The following is a 15,579-nucleotide window of genomic DNA, read 5'->3' on the forward strand; positions in this document are numbered from 1 at the left end:
CGCCCTCCCGGCCGCGAACGGCCATCCTCGCTGGTGGGCCGGGGGTTTCCCCCGGCCCTGCGGCCCCCGCCACCCCATCCGTCCATCAGCGTCGCTGATGACAGTTGATACCTTCGCGAAGGTTTTTATTTCATGGGGGCATGACCGCATCCACCAGCTCCACTCCGGAGCCGGCGACACTGCCGGCTCGTCCCGGGGCCCACCCGGACGGCAGGACCCCCCTCGCCGACGCCGTGCTCGCAGTCGCCCGACGGGACATCGCCACGTTCCACGCGCTGCCGCTCTCGCACGGCCGGTCTATCCGCGACTCCCACATGCGGGAGACCTACGAGGCGCTCTTCGGCGTCGCGCAGCTCGCGGCCGACGTGTCCTACAGCGGCACGATGCTCGACTCCTTCTTCCGGCCCCGCGGCCCGCTCCGCGAGGCCCAGCGCCTCGCCGCCCGCAGCTTCGGCGCCGACGCCACCTTCTTCCTCTCCGCCGGCACCAGCACCGCCAACCGGGTCGCCCTGACGGCGCTGACCCAGCCCGGCTCCCGCGTCCTCGCGGACCGGTCCTGCCACCAGTCGGTGCACTTCGCCCTCAACTCGCTCGGCGTCCAGGTCGCGTACGCCCCCATGCAGCGCTGCTGCGACGGCTGCCCCCGGACGTACGCCGACCTGCCCCGGCTCCTGGAGATGTTCCGGGCCGCCGCCGCCGAGGGCCGGCCCTTCGACACCGTCGTCCTCTCCGCCGTCTCCTACGACGGCGTCCGGTACGACCTGCCGACCGTCCTCGCCGAGCTCGCCGCCGTCCACCCCACCGTCTCCGTCCTCGTCGACGAGGCCTGGGGCGCCGCCCACCGCTTCCACCCCCGGCTGCGCCCGCTCACCGCGCTCCACGCCGTCGAGACGCTGCGCGCCGAGAACCCCCGACTCGCCATGAACGTGGCCGTCACCCACTCCGCGCACAAGTCGATGTCCGCGCTCCGCCAGGGCTCCTACCTGCACCTCATCGGCGACGGCGAGGCCCAGGAACGCACCGCCCAAGCCCTCTTCCAGCACCACACCACCTCACCCAGCTGGCCCGTCCTCGCCAGCCTCGACCTGGCCCGGCTCCAGGCCGAGACCGAAGGCGAGTCGCTCCTCGGCCGCTCCCTCGGGCTCGCCCGCACCCTGCGCGTCGAGCTCGCCACGGACCCGCGGCTCTCCGCGTACCGCCCGCTCGGCCCCGACGGCCACCTCACCGACGCCGCGCAGCTCGTCAGCGACGACCCCACCCGGGTCCTCGTCGACATCAGCGCCCTCGGCATCACGGCCGCCGACTTCCGCCGGATGCTCTTCGACGAGTACGCGCTGTACGTGGCCCGGGAGAGCGGCGACGCCGTCCTCTTCCACATCCACATCGGCGTGGACGAGGCCACCCTGCTGCGCCTCCTCGACGCCCTGCGCACCATCCAGCGCACGTACCGGAGCGCCTCCGCGGCCCTGGCCACCGGCACCTCCGAGCACTTCATCATCGCCTACCCGCCCGGCATCCCCATCACGGTGCCCGGCGAGAAGCTCTGCGAGCGGACGCTCAGTCAGATCGACGAGCTGCGCTCCAGCGGCTGCGAGATCTACACGCTGCGGAACCCGACCGTCTCCGCGCGCGAACTCGCCGTCCAGGCCGCCGTCACCGGCTCCGTGCCGGCCACCGCCGACCACCTGACCGTCGAGAGCGTCACCACCGAACAGCTCGCCGGTGCCGCCACCGCCGTCTCGGCGACCGGCACCACGGCGGCCACGGTCACGACAGCGGCCAACCTCACCACCGCGGCCACGGTCACCACCACGGCCACCGTCCCGGCCCTCGCGACCGCCACCGCGCCCGTCGCGGCCACCGTCCCGCCCCGCGCGACCGCCACCGCGACCGCCGTCGCCACCAGCTGATCCGCCCGTCCAGATCCCGAGGGGGAAACTCATGATCAAGATCGCGGACATCCGCAAGCACGCCGCCCGCTGGCCCCAGCGCGTCGCCGTCGTCGACGGCGAGACCCGCATGACCTGGGCGAGCTTCGCCGACAAGGTCAGCCGGGTGGCCTGCGCCATCCAGGACCTGCTGCCCGAGGCCCGGCCCGCCCGGGCGGTCTTCCTCGCCGAGAACAGCTGGGAGCTCGTGGTCTCCATGGCCGCCGTCAGCTCCCTCGGCATCCCCTGCGTCGGCCTCGACTACACCGCGGGACCCGTCGCGACCAGCGCCGCGCTCGACCAGCTGGAGCCGACCGTCGTCATCACCTCGAAGGCCCACCGCGGGCTCGTGGAGGAGTGCGGCTGGCCGGGCGGCCGGGACATACTCGACATATTCATCGACAGCGAGCCCGCGGGCCTGCCCGACGGCCAGACCGTCTCGGTCAGCTTCACCGACCTCCTCGTGTCGGCACCGGGCGAACCGCAGCCGGTGGAGCAGCCGTTCGAAGCCTTCTCCTTCACCTCGGGCACCAGTGGCGTCCCCAAGATGGTCGTCCGCCGCACCTCCTTCGAGGCCCGCCGCTTCGCCGACCTGGTCGACCAGTACGCCTTCGACGAAGAGGACGTCCACCTCGTCACCGTCCCGCTCTACCACGCCTCCGGGCCGGGCTGGGCGCGGATCTTCCTCACCCTGGGCGGCACGGTCGTGCTCGGCCCGCACGACGACGCCGAGGAGCTCATCCGCATCATCCAGGACGAGGGCGTCTCCACCACCCTCATGGTGCCGCCCGTCCTGGCCCGGGTCGTCGCGCACCCGAACTCGGAGCACCTGCACAAGACCTCCCGCCTGCACTTCGTGCTCTCCGGCGGCCGGCACCTCAACCGGTGGGTCATCAACAACGCCTGGGACCGCCTCGGCCCGGTGCTGCACCTCTACTACGGGACGACCGAGACCGGCGTGAACGTCATGATCGGCCCCGAGGAACTGCACGTGGCGCCCTGCCGCTCCGGCCGCCCGATGCCCGGCAACACCGTCGTCGTCCTCGACGCCGACAACAAGCCGCTGCCGAAGGGCAGTCGGGGCCGGGTCGCCATCGCCAGCTACCAGCTGATGGACAGTTACGCGACGAGCGAGCCCGACTTCATGACGCTGGACTACGGCGGCCGTACGCAGCGCTTCCTGCTCACCGGTGACAGCGGGCTCGTCGACGAGGCGGGCCGGCTCGAACTCACCGGCCGCAACGACGGCGTCGCCAAGGCCGAGGCCGGCAAGCCGCTCGACGTCAACATCTTCGGCCTCGAAGCCGATCTGATGGACCTGCCCTGCGTCCGCGAGACGGCCGTCCTGCGGACGAGCCTCCCCGGCGCGGGCGAGGTGCTCGTCGTGCCCTTCACCCCCGTCGCGCCCGAGCGCCAGGAGAGCGGCTACCGGGCGGTCAGCGCCGCCTGCGCCCGCCGGGTGCCCTGCCTCCCGGCGTACGTCGTGCCCGTCGACGCCATCCCGTACAGCCCGACCGGCAAGGTCCGGGCCGCCCAGCTCCTGGAGTCGGTCCTGCCGCTGCTCGACATCCGTCCCGCGGAGTCCCCCGCGCCGGAGCCGGCCGGGGTCTGACCCCGCCCCCGTCCGTCCACGCCACGCCCGGGGCCGGGTTCCGCACCCCCTCCGCGGGGCCCGGCCCCCCTCCCCCCTCTTCCCCCCGGCAACAAACCACCTCCCATCCGGCTCAGGCCCGACAGGAAGACTCATGAACAGTCAGAACACGTACACGCGAGGCGTTCTCCTCTGCCTCCTGGCCACGGTGTCCTGGGGCGCGATGTTCCCCCTCATGGACTCCACCCTGAAGCACATCGACCCCTTCACCTTCACGGTGATGCGCTACACCATCGCCGGTGCGATGTTCCTGGTCTTCCTCCGGATCCGCGAGGGGAAGGAGGGGCTGCGCCTCAAGGGCGAACGCATCGGTCTGGCCTGGCTGTTCGGCACCGCCGGCTTCGCGGGCTTCCAGTTCCTGGTCTTCTTCGGCCAGGACCTCATCGGTGAGCGCGGCGCCCTCAACGCCTCGATCATGATGGCGACGATGCCCATGATGGGCTTCCTGGTGAACTGGGTCCTGAAGAAGGTCGTCCCGCCGAAGTTCTCGCTCGTCTTCATCGCGATGTCCTTCGTCGGCACCATCCTCGTCGTCTCCGACGGCAACATCGGCCAGCTGATCGCCTCCCCGAAGGAGGCCGGCGCCGACGCCCTGCTGCTCTTCGCCGCCCTGTGCTGGGTCGTCTACACCTCGGGCGCGAGCTACTTCCCGACCTGGTCCCCGATCAAGTACACCGCCATCACCACGGTCCTCGGCCTCGCCAGCGCCGCCGTGATCACGGCGATCATCCTGGCCGCCGGCGGCGTCCCGGTCCCGACGGCGGGCGCCGTGGGCTCGATCCTGCCGCAGCTGGCCTACATGAGCGTCATCGCCGGCTTCGTCGGTGTCCTCGGCTGGAACTTCGGCAACCGCTACCTCGGCCCGCTGAACGGCGTCCTCTTCATGGACGTGGTGCCGATCACCGCGTTCGTGATCTCCGCCCTCACCGGTGTCGTCCCGGCCGGCATGCAGATCGTCGGTGCCTCGCTCACGGCGGCGGCACTCGTCTTCAACAACCTGTACCTGCGCCGCGTGGCCGCCAGGGCCGCCGCGGCCGCCCCGACCCCCGTGGTCGCCTCGGGCTCGGGCTCCGGTTCGGCTTCCGGTACGGATTCCGCTTCCGCTCCCGCGCCGGTCGCGTCGGGCAGCAGGTCCTGACCGCTCCCGACGCGCTGAACGCGTACGGCGTGGCCTCCCACACCCGTGGGGGGCCACGCCGTTTTCCGGTCTCCCACGGCGCGCACGCGGCTGATCAGCCGCGCAGCCCTTCGAGGAGGACGACCCGCAGCTCCGCGTGCCGCTCGATGAGGTCCTTGCGCCGGCTGAGGACGTCCGAGATGTGCTGCATGCCGAAGAAGGCGGAGACCAGGACGCGGGCCGCCGCGCGGGGTTCCACTCCGGCCCGCAGTTTTCCCGCGTCCCGGACCTCGGTGATCAGCCGGGTGAGGTAGTCCTCCCAGCCGACGTACGGCTCGGGCAGCTCTGCGTCGATGAGCGCCCGCTCGATCTGGAGCCGCGCGCCGGCCTGCACGACGATGTCCGTCGCGAACGCCCGGGTGACCGTGTCGAGGACGGCGACGAGCGTGTCGAACGGCTCCTCGTGGCCGCCCTCGGCGCCCTTGAGGATCTCGGGCCAGCGCGCGTAGTGCTCCTGCACGACCGCGACGGCCAGGGCCTCCTTGTTCGTGTAGTGGAAGTACACCGCTCCCTTGGTCATCTCCGCGCGTTCGGCCACGTCCTGGAGGGTGACGGTCGCGTAGCCGCGCTCGGAGAAGAGCTCGGCGGCCGACTGGAGGATGTGCACCTTCGTGCGCCGGGCGCGCTCCTGTTTCGGTTCGCTTCTGGGGGTCGTCATGCCTGTCCGCCTCTCTCGTTCCCAACGCCTTGCAATATACATTCCCGAAGGTATATTTCTTGCTGCCGAGGGACCACCGAGGTCCCTCGTCGCCACGATGCTTCACCTTGAGGGGGATAAGGATGTCCATCGGTGTGCTGCAGACCGTGTTACCCGCCCAGCCGCTCACGCCCGTAGAGCCGCTGGCGCCCGTCGAGCCGCTCGCGCCCGTCGAGTCCCTGGAGTCGCTGATCCGGGAGGCCAAGGAAGGGCTGAGCTTCGACCGCACGATCTCCCGCAGGTTCGTGCACCGCGCCTCGGTGACGGAGGTCTTCCTCACCGACGCGGTGGCCGCCGGGACCGACCGCTTCCTGGTCGGGGCTCAACTGCCCCGGAACCACGCGCTGTACCGCCCGGAGGAGACCGGGCAGGCCGACTTCATGCTCCTCGTCGAGACCGTCCGGCAGGCCGGCATCTTCCTGAGCCACCGCTATCACGACGTGCCGCTCGGCCACCACTTCATCTTCAAGGCCCTGTCGCTGCACATCAGCGACCCCGCCGCCCTCCGGGTCGGCTGCGGGCCGCTCGCGGTGGTCCTCGACGTCAAGGTCGTCACGCCCGCCGGAGCGCGCAACCCGCGCCGCTTCGACGCCCGCTTCGACATGGTGATCGAGGTCGGCGGCCGGGAGTGCGCCCGCGCCTCCGCCGGCGTCGTCGTCATCGACGGCGTGCGGTACGGGCGGCTGCGGCAGCGCGGCGGGATCGTCGAGACCGCGAGCCCGGGGACCGCGACCCCGGAGAGTCCTCTGTACGGCGCACCCGAGGGCGCCGCCGACGACCGGGCCGTGCTGCGCCCCGTACGCGCCGAGGAGGCCCTGACCAGGCCGGCCGGCGCGCGGGAATGGCGGCTGCACGTCGACCCCACCCACCCCGGCTACTTCGAGCACCCCTCGGACCACGTGCCCGGGATGCTGCTCCTGGAGGCCTTCCGGCAGGCGGCCCGGCAGACGGCTCGGCGTACCGGCCGGCAGACGGACCCGCAGCCGGCCCGGCAGGCGGCGGGAGGCGCGGCGCTGACCACGCTGACCTCCCTGGACGCCGACTTCGCCGTCTTCGGCGAGCTCGCCGAGGCCGTGACCGTCGAGGCCGTGCCGACCGAGGACGGCCGGGTGCGCCTCTCCGCGACCCAGGGAGGACGCGTCCTCGCCACGGCCGTGGCCCGGTGCGCCTGAGAGCAAGGCTCCCCAACGGACCAGCGTAGAAAGGCAGAAGGATGGAACTCCAGCACTTACGGGCCTTCCGCGAAGTTGCCCGGGAACTCAGCTTCACCCGCGCGGCCCACAACCTGCACTACTCGCAGCCCGCGGTGACCGCCCAGATCAAGGGCCTGGAAGAGGACATGGGGGCCTCGCTCTTCCAGCGGCGCGGCAACCGCTCCGTGGAGCTCACGCCGGCCGGTGCGCGGCTGCGCCCGCTGGCGGAACGGATCCTCGAACTCGTCGAGACGGCGCAGTACGAGATCGCCGACCCGGCCCCGTCGGTGGTGGACCGGCGGATGGCCCCGCAGGGCGGCATGACCGGCCGCTTCGGTGACGCCCACCGCGCCGGCGCCCACCGTGCCGACGCCCACCGCGCCGGCGCCCACCGTGCCGACGACCTCCGTGCCGACGCCCTCCGTGCCGACGCCCGCCGCGGCGATGGCCGTCTCCTCGACAACGGCCGTCTCCTCGACAGAGGAGGCAGAGCATGAGCATCGCTCCCGCCCGGGCCGCGTTCTTCGACGTCGACGAGACCCTGATCACCTGCAAGAGCATGGCCTGCGTCCTCGCCCGCCACTGGGGGCGCGGCGAGGTCGCCGCCCGCCGGCTCGCCACGGCGCGCGCCTCGCTCCAGCGCCAGATCCGCGAGGGCGTGCCCCGCGAGCAGGTGAACCGTTCCTTCTTCCGCTTCCTCGCCGGCAGTCACCTGGACGCCCTGGAGGCCTCCGGCCGGGAGTGGTACGAGAAGGCCCGCGCCGGCGGGCTGCTGCACACCCCCGTGTACGAGGCGCTGCGCCGCCACCGGGACGCCGGCGACCTGGTCGTCCTCGTCTCCGGAGCCTTCTCCGCCTGCCTCGACCCGCTCGCCCGGGACGTCGGTGCCGACCTCGTGGTGTGCACCGTGCCCGAGGTGACCTCGGAAGGCGTGCTCACCGGGGAGCTGTCGGGGCCGCCGATGATCGGCGAGCCCAAGGCGGAGGCCGCCCGCCGCATCATGACGGCCTTCGGCCTCGCCGCCGAGGAGTGTTTCGTGTACGCCGACGACGAGAGCGATCTGCCGCTGCTGCGCTCCGTCGGTCATCCGGTCCTGGTGGGCGAAGGGCCGATCTCCGCGCCGCCGTCGGAGACGGCGTCCTGGTCCTGGCTGCCCGGCCCGGCGCCGATGACCCCACCTGTCGCCCCGGCCGCTTCCCCGACGGCCGCGCGCACGCCGGCGCCACGGGCGGCCTGAGACTCCGGACCGGGGCGCGGACCTCTCCGCCGCCGCCACCCGTCCCGGACATCGTCCCCATGGCGCCGACGCCCGTGGAAGCCCGCACGCAGGAGGGCCCCGCCGCCACGGGGGCTTCGAAGGCCGGCAGGCCTCGCGCGCGAGCTGCGTGACCGGTGGGCCTTCGGTAGGCCGCGGTTTCCCGCCGTCACCGCGGATCCCCGCCGTGACTCACGTACCCCCACAGCGGCCCACGGGTCCGCGCCGTGGTCCACGTACCCCCACAGCGGCCCCACGGGTCCGCGCCGTGGTCCACGTACCCCCACAGCGGCCCACGGGTTCGCGCCGTGGTCCACGTACCCCCACAGCGGCCCACGGATCCCCGTAACCCGCGGGCCTCCCGTAACTCCCTTCATTCCACCCCCACATGTGCGGCCCGGCCGACCCCACTCAGCCGCTGCAGGAGCCCGACAACGCGGGCTCCAAGAGGTCCCACACCTCGCTCACCAGCTCGGCGGGACCCGTCGTGTCCGTCGCCGTCACCACGGCGGGGGCCCCGGCGAGCAGGGCCACGGCGAGCCGCGCAAGCAGTTCGGCCGGGTAGGCGGCGCGGACCGAACCCTCCTCCTGGCCCCTGCGGACCAGGAGGGTCACCACACGAAAGAGTTCGCCGAGCGGGGCGGGCGAGGTTCCTTCGGCGAGGGCGGCGTCCATGACCAGGCGCAGTCCGGCGGCGAAGGTCACGTCCTCGTGCATGCGGCGGGCGAGGTCGACGAGCAGTCTCCGCAGGGTCGGCAGGGCCGCGCCGTTCTCCTCCGCCTCGTCGGCGGCGGTGGCGACGGCCTCGGCCCAGGCCGCCTCGAAGGAGCGGGTCAGTTCGCCGGCGAGATCGGCTTTCGAGGAGAAGTGCCCGTAGAGGGCTCCCTTGGTCAGTCCGGTGCGGGCCGTGATGTCGGCCAGGTTCGTCCCCGCGAATCCGTGCAGGGCGAACTCGGCGGCTGCGGCGCCGAGCACCAGGTCATAGGTCATGCGGGCCCTGTCCTGTTGCCTCACCGAGCGTCCGCCTCCTTCCGGGCTAGGCCCTCCATGGCCTTCATGACGGGCTCTCAGAAAATACCTTCCGGACCGAATCTTTTTCTACTCGCATCAATACCACCACTGAACCTCCACGCAAGGAGTACTCGTCATGACCGTCGTCGACGCCCCCGTCCTCCTCCCGGCCGACCACCTCCGGGCCGTCGCCGCGCGCCACGCCGACGAGGCGGAGCGGACCGGGCGGCTCCACCCGGAGGTCGTCGGGGCGATGACCGCCACCGGCCTCGCCCGGCACTTCGTGCCGCGCCACTGGGGCGGTACGGCCGGAAGCTTCGCCGAACTCGTCGACACCGTCGCCGGAGCCGGTGCGGCCTGCGCCTCCACCGCCTGGTGCGCGGTGCTGCTCGCCGCCCACGGGCGCCTCGCCGCGCACCTTCCGGTCGAGGGGCAGCGTGAGCTGTGGGGCGACTCGCCCGACGTGCGGGTCGCCGCGGCGATCGTGCCACCGGCGGGCCGGCTCGTCCGGGCGCCGGGCGGCTGGAGCCTGTCGGGGGAGTGGGCCTTCGCGAGCGGGGTCGAGCACGCCGACTGGGTCCTCCTCGCGTCCCTCGACCACTCGGGGGACGGGGCGCCGGCGTACCGGGTGCTCGCGGTGCGGCGCGAGGAGGTCGGGATCCGGGAGACGTGGGACGCGGTCGGGCTCCGCGCCACCGGCAGCCACAGCGTGACGGTCGACGGGGTGTACGTGCCGGAGCACCGCAGCTTCCTCCGCGAGGCCCTGGTGAGCGGCGTCGCAGACGCGGACGCGGCGCCCTGCCACCGGGTGCCGTACCAGCTGGTCGCCGGCCTCCTCTTCGCCCTGCCCGCGCTCGGTGCGGCGCGCGGGGCCCTGGACGCCTGGACGGGGCTCGTCGGTCCGCGCCGCCTCCCCGACGGGCGGCCGCTCACCGACGACCCGACGGTCCAGCAGACCCTGTCCCGCTGCGCGGCGGAGACCGAGGCGGCCCGGCTGCTCCTGGAGGCGGCGGCGACGAGGGCGGACGGGGCGGGCGCGGACCGAACGGGGACGGCGGCCTTCGGCGGGCACGAGGCGACTGGCACGACCGTCAGGGCGGCCTCCCGCCCCGACGTGACCCGCGCCGCCGCTCTCAATCAGCGGGACGTGGCCCTCGCCGTCGATCTGCTCACCGGTGCCGTCGAGCGCCTGATGCGTACCGGCGGCGCCCGTGGGCTCAACGCCGGCGGCGGCCTCGAGCGTGCCTGGCGCGACATCCACGCCATCGCCGCCCATGCAGCCCTCCAGCCCGCCCCGGCGGCCGCCGCCTACGCGGCGACGGTCTTCCCGCCGGCATCCTGACCGCCGCCCGACGAAAGGCGAGGCGATGAGCTGCGCAGAGGTCAATGGTCTGTCCCTGTACTACGGGGAGTACGGCTCCGGTGAGCCTCGTTCGCGATCTCCGCAATGGATTTCCCGATCTTGCTCGGGCGAAGGGCCGTTTATGAGAAGGGGTGCACGCTGATGCTCGGCCTCACGGCGGGCGGTCCACCGCGCGGCGGGGTGCTGGTGATGATCTCGGGACGCACGAGACGAAGTCATCACGTGCCGTCGCCGTCAGGTGAGTGCTGCTGACGCAGCCCCTGGAGAAGCAGTTCGATCAGCCGACGGGGGTCGTAGCGGGGGTCGGTGTCCCGTCCGATGCAGAGGTTGCCGATGCCGCGCATGAGTTCGTACGGCTGGATGCCGGGCCTGATGTCGCCGGCTTCGGTCGCGGCGTCGAGCAGTTGGGCGCAGGCGGGCATCAGGCGGTCGAGGAAGTGGGTGTGGAGGGCAGCGAAGCGGTCGCTGTCGGACTGCAGGGCGTCTGCGAGTCCGTGCTTGGTGACCAGGAAGTCGACGAAGAGGTCGGTCCACTGGCGCAGCGCGTCAAACGGGGAGGCGGCCTCGGCCAGGAGGTTCGGGCCGGCCTCGGCGCATGCATCGATCTGGTGGCGGTAGACGGCGGTGACGAGCTCCGCCCGGGTCGGGAAGTGGCGATAGAGCGTCCCCAGGCCGACGCCCGCCCGGGCCGCGATCTCCCGGATCGGCGCATCGACCCCCGAGCGCACGAACACCTCCGCGGCGGCGTCGAGCAGCGTCTGCTGGTTGCGCACCGCGTCCGCCCGCTTGCTGCGGGCGGACGCCCCCTTGGCCTGGCCTGCAGTGGGCACCGCGTACCCCTTCCAGTGGGTCGTTGACGAAACGGATCAGTGTTCCATATCTTAAATGGAACAGTGATCCGCTTTCAGCGTAGCCGAAGGCGGGCACTCCGCCGTACCCGCCGCCGGCCATGCGACCGGCAGCAGGAGCCATGGAAGGGCATCCGCACCATGACTGATCCCGCTCACGCCGACATCCTCGGCTCGCCTGCACCCGTCCTCTCCGTCAGCCCGGTGGTGCTGCCGGCTCCCGGCCGCGCCGTGGACCTGCACGTGCGTGTCTCCGCTCCGGTGACCGGGAGCGACTTGCCGGTCATCCTCCTCTCGCACGGTCTCGGCTTCTCCAACAACCTTTCCTCTCTGAACGGCTACGCCCCTCTGGCGAACTTCTGGGCGGCGCACGGCTTCGTGGTGATCCAGCCGACCCACCTGGACTCCCGGACACTGACCCTGGACCCCGACCAGTCCGAGGCCGCACCGCACTGGCGCACCCGGGCCGAGGACATGAAGCGCATCCTCGACCAGCTCGACGCGATCGAGGCCGCCGTCCCCCAGCTCTTCGGACGCCTCGACCACAGCCGGATCGCGGTCGCCGGGCACTCGATGGGCGGGCACACCGCGAGCCTCCTGCTGGGCGCCCGCCTCACCGATCCCAACGACGGAACCGAGGTGGACCTGGCCGAGCCCCGGATCAAGGCAGGGGTGCTGCTCGCAGCGCCCGGCCGGGGCGGTGACGCCCTCACGGAGTTCACCGTCGAGAACTACTCGTTCTTCCTGACCACGGACTTCTCCACGATGACGACGCCCACGCTCGTGGTCGCCGGCGACAAGGACGACTCCGCCTTCCTCACGGTCGCCGGCCCGGACTGGCACGCCGATCCGTACACCCTCTCGCCGGGCCCCAAGTCGCTGCTCACCCTGTTCGACGCGGAGCACGGGCTCGGCGGAGTGTCCGGATACGACGTCGCCGAGACCACGGACGAGAACCCCGAGCGCGTCGCCGCCCTCGCGCGGCTCTCCTGGGCCTACCTGCACGGCGAGCTCTACCCGGAGGACTCCGCCTGGAAGGCCGCGCGTGACGCCCTGTCCGCCGGCCCCGACCGGCTCGGACGGGTCGAATCCAAGTAGGCGGTCTCAAGCGCCTGTACGTGCGATTCGCCCGTACTCGGCAAAGCCTGGCCCAGCGGGGTCGGACGGCCCTCGCGGCCGAACACCCGCAGCAGGTCGTACGCGCGGACCTGTCCGGTCACCAGCGAGCCGGCGATCACGGCGCCGGCCCTGCTGGTCTTCGGCGACGGCGACGCGGTCCGTCCCGCGCACATGGTGGAGTTCTTCGCGCTGCTCGGCGGCGGGCTGAGGGATGCGGGGTTCGACGGTTCGGGCCGCTCCCGCGCCCGGCTGGCCGTCCTGCCCGGCGCGAGCCTGCCCACCCCCAGCTGGCGGCCACGGTCGTGCCGTTCCTGGCGTCGTGAGCTGAGCGGGGCGAGCAGGGCGGCGGGGCGGTGCCTTCCAGGGCTCCGCCCCGCCTCGCGCCGGACCCCCCGACCGCGCAGGGCGGTCGCCCCCGCCCGTGTGGGCAATCGTCCCTCCCCCAGACTTCGTCCGGGGGCACCCCCAGGGCGGGACGGGTGGGCTCACGGGACGGCGCCCTCAGCGGCGCCTCCGCGTTCCGCGCCTGGACCCGCACCCCGAGCGGCGGCGCTCAACGTGGTGCGGGTCAGGGCGCGGGAGCCTCTGGCGCCGGCAGGGGCGCCGTTCCGTTGTGCCCACCCTCCCCCAAGCTCTCGGCTTCGCTCGAGCAGGGGGGACCCCCATCGCCCCGGCGGAACGCCTGCCCACAACGGGGCCAGAAACTAAAGCAAGCACGCTTGATTGTTTCTGGTCCCGCTGGCATGCTCCTGCGCGAAGGCCCGTGACCGCCCGTCCCCCGAGGGGAGCGCACCGTGTCCGACCCCGTCGACGTCCTCGACGACCTGCGCGACGAGAGCGAGCAACTCGACTCCCTCGTCGCGGAGTTGAGCGAGGAGCAGTGGGTCGCCCGGACCCCCGCCCCCGGCTGGACGATCGCCCATCAGATCGCCCACCTCGCCTGGACCGACCGCGCCGCCCTCCTCGCCGTCACCGACGCCGACGCCTTCGCCGTCGAGACCGAGAAGGCCCTCGCCGCCCCCGACCGCTTCGTCGACGAAGGCGCCGAGGAGGGCGCCGCACTGCCTCCCGAGGACCTCCTCGCCCGCTGGCGCACCGGTCGCGACCAGCTCCGGACCGCCCTGCGCGCCGTCCCGCCCGGCGTCAGGTTCCCCTGGTACGGGCCCCCGATGAGCGCCCCCGCCATGGCCACCGCCCGCCTGATGGAGACCTGGGCCCACGGCCAGGACGTCGCCGACGCCCTCGGGGTCGTCCGCACCCCCACCGCCCGGCTCCGGCACGTCGCCTGGATCGGCCACCGGGCCCGCGACTACGCCTTCCTCGTACGGGGCGTCCCGGCGCCCACCGAGCCGTTCCGCGTCGAACTCACCGCCCCCGACGGAACGTTGTGGACGTACGGCCCCGAGCGTGCCGGCCAGAAGGTCACCGGACCCGCCCTCGACTTCTGCCTCCTCGTCACCCAGCGCCTCCACCGCGACGACACCGCCCTGACCGCCGACGGCGAGGACGCCGAGCGCTGGCTGGCCATCGCCCAGGCCTTCGCCGGCCCGGCGGGCGGCGGCCGGCCCCCCAAGGAGGCCAGGTGATCCGCATCGGCAACGCCTCCGGCTTCTACGGCGACCGCTTCGACGCCGTCCGCGAGATGCTCACCGGCGGCGAACTCGACGTCCTCACCGGCGACTACCTCGCCGAACTCACCATGCTCATCCTCGGCCGCGACCAGCTCAAGGACCCCACGGCCGGGTACGCGAAGACCTTCCTGCGCCAGATGGAGGAGGGCCTCGGCCTCGCCCACGAGCGCGGCGTCCGCATCGTCGCCAACGCCGGCGGCCTCAACCCCGCCGGGCTCGCCGACGCCCTGCGCGCCCTCGCCGCCCGGCTCGGCCTGCCGACCCGCATCGCCCACGTCGAGGGCGACCGCCTGCCGCCACGACGAAACGCCCTCGCCGCCAACGCCTACCTCGGCGGCGCCGGCATCGCCGCCTGCCTCGCCGCCGGCGCCGACGTCGTCGTCACCGGCCGCGTCACCGACGCCGCCCTCGTCACCGGCCCCGCGCAGTGGCACTTCGGCTGGGGCCCGGAGGCGTACGACGAACTCGCGGGCGCTGTCGTCGCCGGGCACGTCCTGGAGTGCGGCACCCAGGCCACCGGCGGCAACTACGCCTTCTTCCGGGGCCATGACGTCCGCCGCCCCGGCTTCCCCGTCGCCGAACTCCACGCCGACGGCTCCTCCGTCATCACCAAACACCCCGGCACCGGCGGCCTCGTCGACATCGGCACGGTCACCGCCCAGCTCCTCTACGAGACCGCCGGCGCCCGCTACGCGGGACCCGACGTGACCGCCCGCCTCGACTCCGTACGGCTCACCCAGGACGGCCCCGACCGGGTCAGGATCGAGGGCGTGCGCGGCGAGGCCCCGCCCCCCGCCCTCAAGGTCGGGCTCAGCCGGCTCGGCGGCTTCCGCAACGAGGTCGTCTTCGTCCTCACCGGCCTCGGCATCGAAGCCAAGGCCGCCCTCGTCCAGGGCCAGCTCGCCGACGCCCTCGGGAAGAACCCGCCCGCCGAGGTCCGCTGGGAACTCGCCCGCACCGACCGCCCGGACGCGGACACCGAGGAGACCGCGAGCGCCCTGCTCCGCCTCGTCGTCCGCGACCCGGACCCCGAGAAGGTCGGCCGCACCGTCACCGGCGCCGCGATCGAACTGGCCCTCGCGAGCTACCCGGGCTTCCACGTCACCGCCCCGCCCGGCAAGGGCGCCCCCTACGGGGTCTTCGACACCGCGTACGTGCCCCAGGGGGAGGTCCCGCACACGGCGGTCCTCCCCGACGGGACCCGCCGGGAGCTCCCCGTACCGCCGAAGACCCTCGACCTGGAACCCGTACCCGACCCGGATCTTCCCCCGCCCCTCCCGGAGGGGCCGACCCGGAGGGCACCCCTCGGCCGGATCGCCGGGGCCCGCAGCGGCGACAAGGGCGGCGACGCGAACGTCGGCGTGTGGGTGCGGACGGAGGAGGAGTGGCGCTGGATCAGCCACGCGCTCACCGTGGAGAGACTGCAGCAACTCCTTCCCGAAACGGCCGACTTGACCGTCACCCGGCACATCCTCCCCAACCTCCGCGCCCTCAACTTCACCATCGCCGGGATCCTCGGCGAGGGCGTCGCCTCCCAGGCCCGCTTCGACCCCCAGGCCAAGGCCCTCGGCGAATGGCTCCGCTCCCGCCACCTGGACGTACCGACGGCCCTCCTGCCCGAGGCCCCGGCCGACGCCCTCCCGTCCGACGTCCCGGAGGGCCCCCGGTGACCGTCCTCGCCCCCGCCCTCCCGTCCGACGTCCCGG

The 15,579-nt window shown here is 73.1% G+C and carries 13 protein-coding genes and 1 pseudogene; 10 read left to right on the top strand and 4 right to left on the bottom strand.

The features are described 5' to 3' along the window. The first annotated feature begins 140 nt into the window (after positions 1-140). From ABT041_RS17545 to ABT041_RS17555, 3 genes are all read left to right on the top strand, one after another. Positions 141-1,910, top strand: a complete 1,770-nt coding sequence (locus tag ABT041_RS17545) for an aminotransferase class I/II-fold pyridoxal phosphate-dependent enzyme (protein WP_351184951.1) — start codon at positions 141-143, stop codon at positions 1,908-1,910. A 31-nt stretch (positions 1,911-1,941) separates the two neighbouring features. Continuing rightward, positions 1,942-3,540 carry a class I adenylate-forming enzyme family protein gene (locus ABT041_RS17550; RefSeq protein ID WP_351184954.1) on the top strand — a complete coding sequence of 533 codons (1,599 nt, stop codon included), beginning with the start codon at positions 1,942-1,944 and terminating at the stop codon, positions 3,538-3,540. Between the two features lie 133 nt (positions 3,541-3,673). Further along, on the top strand, positions 3,674-4,717 hold the full coding sequence (locus tag ABT041_RS17555; RefSeq protein WP_351184957.1) for a DMT family transporter: 1,044 nt from the start codon (positions 3,674-3,676) through the stop codon (positions 4,715-4,717). A 94-nt stretch (positions 4,718-4,811) separates the two neighbouring features. On the opposite strand, the gene ABT041_RS17560 is transcribed toward ABT041_RS17555, so the two are convergent. After that, positions 4,812-5,414, bottom strand: a complete 603-nt coding sequence (locus tag ABT041_RS17560) for a ScbR family autoregulator-binding transcription factor (protein ID WP_351184960.1) — start codon at positions 5,412-5,414, stop codon at positions 4,812-4,814. Positions 5,415-5,536: 122 nt separating this feature from the next. Between ABT041_RS17560 and ABT041_RS17565 the strand changes: the two genes are divergently transcribed. Genes ABT041_RS17565 through ABT041_RS17575 form a run of 3 tightly spaced genes read left to right on the top strand, consistent with a single transcriptional unit; the run spans position 5,537 to position 7,883 of the window. Then, positions 5,537-6,625: a ScbA/BarX family gamma-butyrolactone biosynthesis protein gene (locus ABT041_RS17565; RefSeq protein WP_351184963.1), complete on the top strand. Its 1,089-nt coding sequence runs from the start codon at positions 5,537-5,539 to the stop codon at positions 6,623-6,625. A 41-nt stretch (positions 6,626-6,666) separates the two neighbouring features. Next, on the top strand, positions 6,667-7,143 hold the full coding sequence (locus tag ABT041_RS17570; protein WP_351184966.1) for a LysR family transcriptional regulator: 477 nt from the start codon (positions 6,667-6,669) through the stop codon (positions 7,141-7,143). Next, the gene (locus ABT041_RS17575; protein ID WP_351184969.1) at positions 7,140-7,883 is read left to right on the top strand and encodes an HAD family hydrolase; all 744 of its coding nucleotides are present in this window, start codon (positions 7,140-7,142) and stop codon (positions 7,881-7,883) included. The genes ABT041_RS17570 and ABT041_RS17575 overlap by 4 nt, the downstream gene beginning before the upstream one ends. 429 nt (positions 7,884-8,312) lie before the next feature. Here the strand turns inward: ABT041_RS17575 and ABT041_RS17580 are convergent, their stop codons facing one another. Further along, complete coding sequence (locus tag ABT041_RS17580; RefSeq protein ID WP_351184972.1) at positions 8,313-8,915, bottom strand: TetR family transcriptional regulator; 603 nt, start codon at positions 8,913-8,915, stop codon at positions 8,313-8,315. 133 nt (positions 8,916-9,048) lie between these two features. Here ABT041_RS17580 and ABT041_RS17585 point away from each other — a divergent pair, with 133 nt between their 5' ends. Further along, on the top strand, positions 9,049-10,254 hold the full coding sequence (locus tag ABT041_RS17585; RefSeq protein ID WP_351184975.1) for an acyl-CoA dehydrogenase family protein: 1,206 nt from the start codon (positions 9,049-9,051) through the stop codon (positions 10,252-10,254). 239 nt (positions 10,255-10,493) lie between these two features. Here ABT041_RS17585 and ABT041_RS17590 read toward each other — a convergent pair whose 3' ends face one another. Continuing rightward, entirely contained in the window at positions 10,494-11,105 is a 612-nt protein-coding gene (locus ABT041_RS17590) for a TetR/AcrR family transcriptional regulator (RefSeq protein ID WP_351184978.1), read from the bottom strand. A gap of 159 nt (positions 11,106-11,264) precedes the next feature. Between ABT041_RS17590 and ABT041_RS17595 the strand changes: the two genes are divergently transcribed. Further along, a complete protein-coding gene (locus ABT041_RS17595; protein ID WP_351184981.1) occupies positions 11,265-12,221 on the top strand; it encodes an alpha/beta hydrolase family protein in 957 nt (318 codons plus the stop codon). Between the two features lie 15 nt (positions 12,222-12,236). On the opposite strand, the pseudogene ABT041_RS39055 reads toward ABT041_RS17595, so the two are convergent. After that, a pseudogene (locus ABT041_RS39055) lies at positions 12,237-12,358 on the bottom strand (Tn3 family transposase); the annotation flags it as partial. A 678-nt stretch (positions 12,359-13,036) separates the two neighbouring features. Here ABT041_RS39055 and ABT041_RS17600 point away from each other — a divergent pair. Together ABT041_RS17600 and ABT041_RS17605 are read left to right on the top strand one after the other, a co-directional pair. Then, the gene (locus ABT041_RS17600) at positions 13,037-13,828 is read left to right on the top strand and encodes a TIGR03084 family metal-binding protein (RefSeq protein ID WP_351184984.1); all 792 of its coding nucleotides are present in this window, start codon (positions 13,037-13,039) and stop codon (positions 13,826-13,828) included. Beyond that, positions 13,825-15,543: an acyclic terpene utilization AtuA family protein gene (locus ABT041_RS17605; protein ID WP_351184987.1), complete on the top strand. Its 1,719-nt coding sequence runs from the start codon at positions 13,825-13,827 to the stop codon at positions 15,541-15,543. The genes ABT041_RS17600 and ABT041_RS17605 overlap by 4 nt, the downstream gene beginning before the upstream one ends. Positions 15,544-15,579 lie beyond the last annotated feature (36 nt).

Source organism: Streptomyces sp. NPDC002825, assembly GCF_040295385.1.
Classification (GTDB): domain Bacteria; phylum Actinomycetota; class Actinomycetes; order Streptomycetales; family Streptomycetaceae; genus Streptomyces.

What these genes read in the sequence shown, in the direction of transcription:
- ABT041_RS17570 (WP_351184966.1), top strand. Translation starts at nt 6,667, where the DNA reads ATGGAACTCCAGCACTTACGGGCCTTCCGCGAAGTTGCCCGGGAACTC.
- ABT041_RS17565 (WP_351184963.1), top strand. Translation starts at nt 5,537, where the DNA reads ATGTCCATCGGTGTGCTGCAGACCGTGTTACCCGCCCAGCCGCTCACG.
- ABT041_RS17545 (WP_351184951.1), top strand. Translation starts at nt 141, where the DNA reads ATGACCGCATCCACCAGCTCCACTCCGGAGCCGGCGACACTGCCGGCT.
- ABT041_RS17575 (WP_351184969.1), top strand. Translation starts at nt 7,140, where the DNA reads ATGAGCATCGCTCCCGCCCGGGCCGCGTTCTTCGACGTCGACGAGACC.
- ABT041_RS17550 (WP_351184954.1), top strand. Translation starts at nt 1,942, where the DNA reads ATGATCAAGATCGCGGACATCCGCAAGCACGCCGCCCGCTGGCCCCAG.
- ABT041_RS17555 (WP_351184957.1), top strand. Translation starts at nt 3,674, where the DNA reads ATGAACAGTCAGAACACGTACACGCGAGGCGTTCTCCTCTGCCTCCTG.
- ABT041_RS17585 (WP_351184975.1), top strand. Translation starts at nt 9,049, where the DNA reads ATGACCGTCGTCGACGCCCCCGTCCTCCTCCCGGCCGACCACCTCCGG.
- ABT041_RS17595 (WP_351184981.1), top strand. Translation starts at nt 11,265, where the DNA reads ATGACTGATCCCGCTCACGCCGACATCCTCGGCTCGCCTGCACCCGTC.
- ABT041_RS17560 (WP_351184960.1), bottom strand. Translation starts at nt 5,414, where the DNA reads ATGACGACCCCCAGAAGCGAACCGAAACAGGAGCGCGCCCGGCGCACG.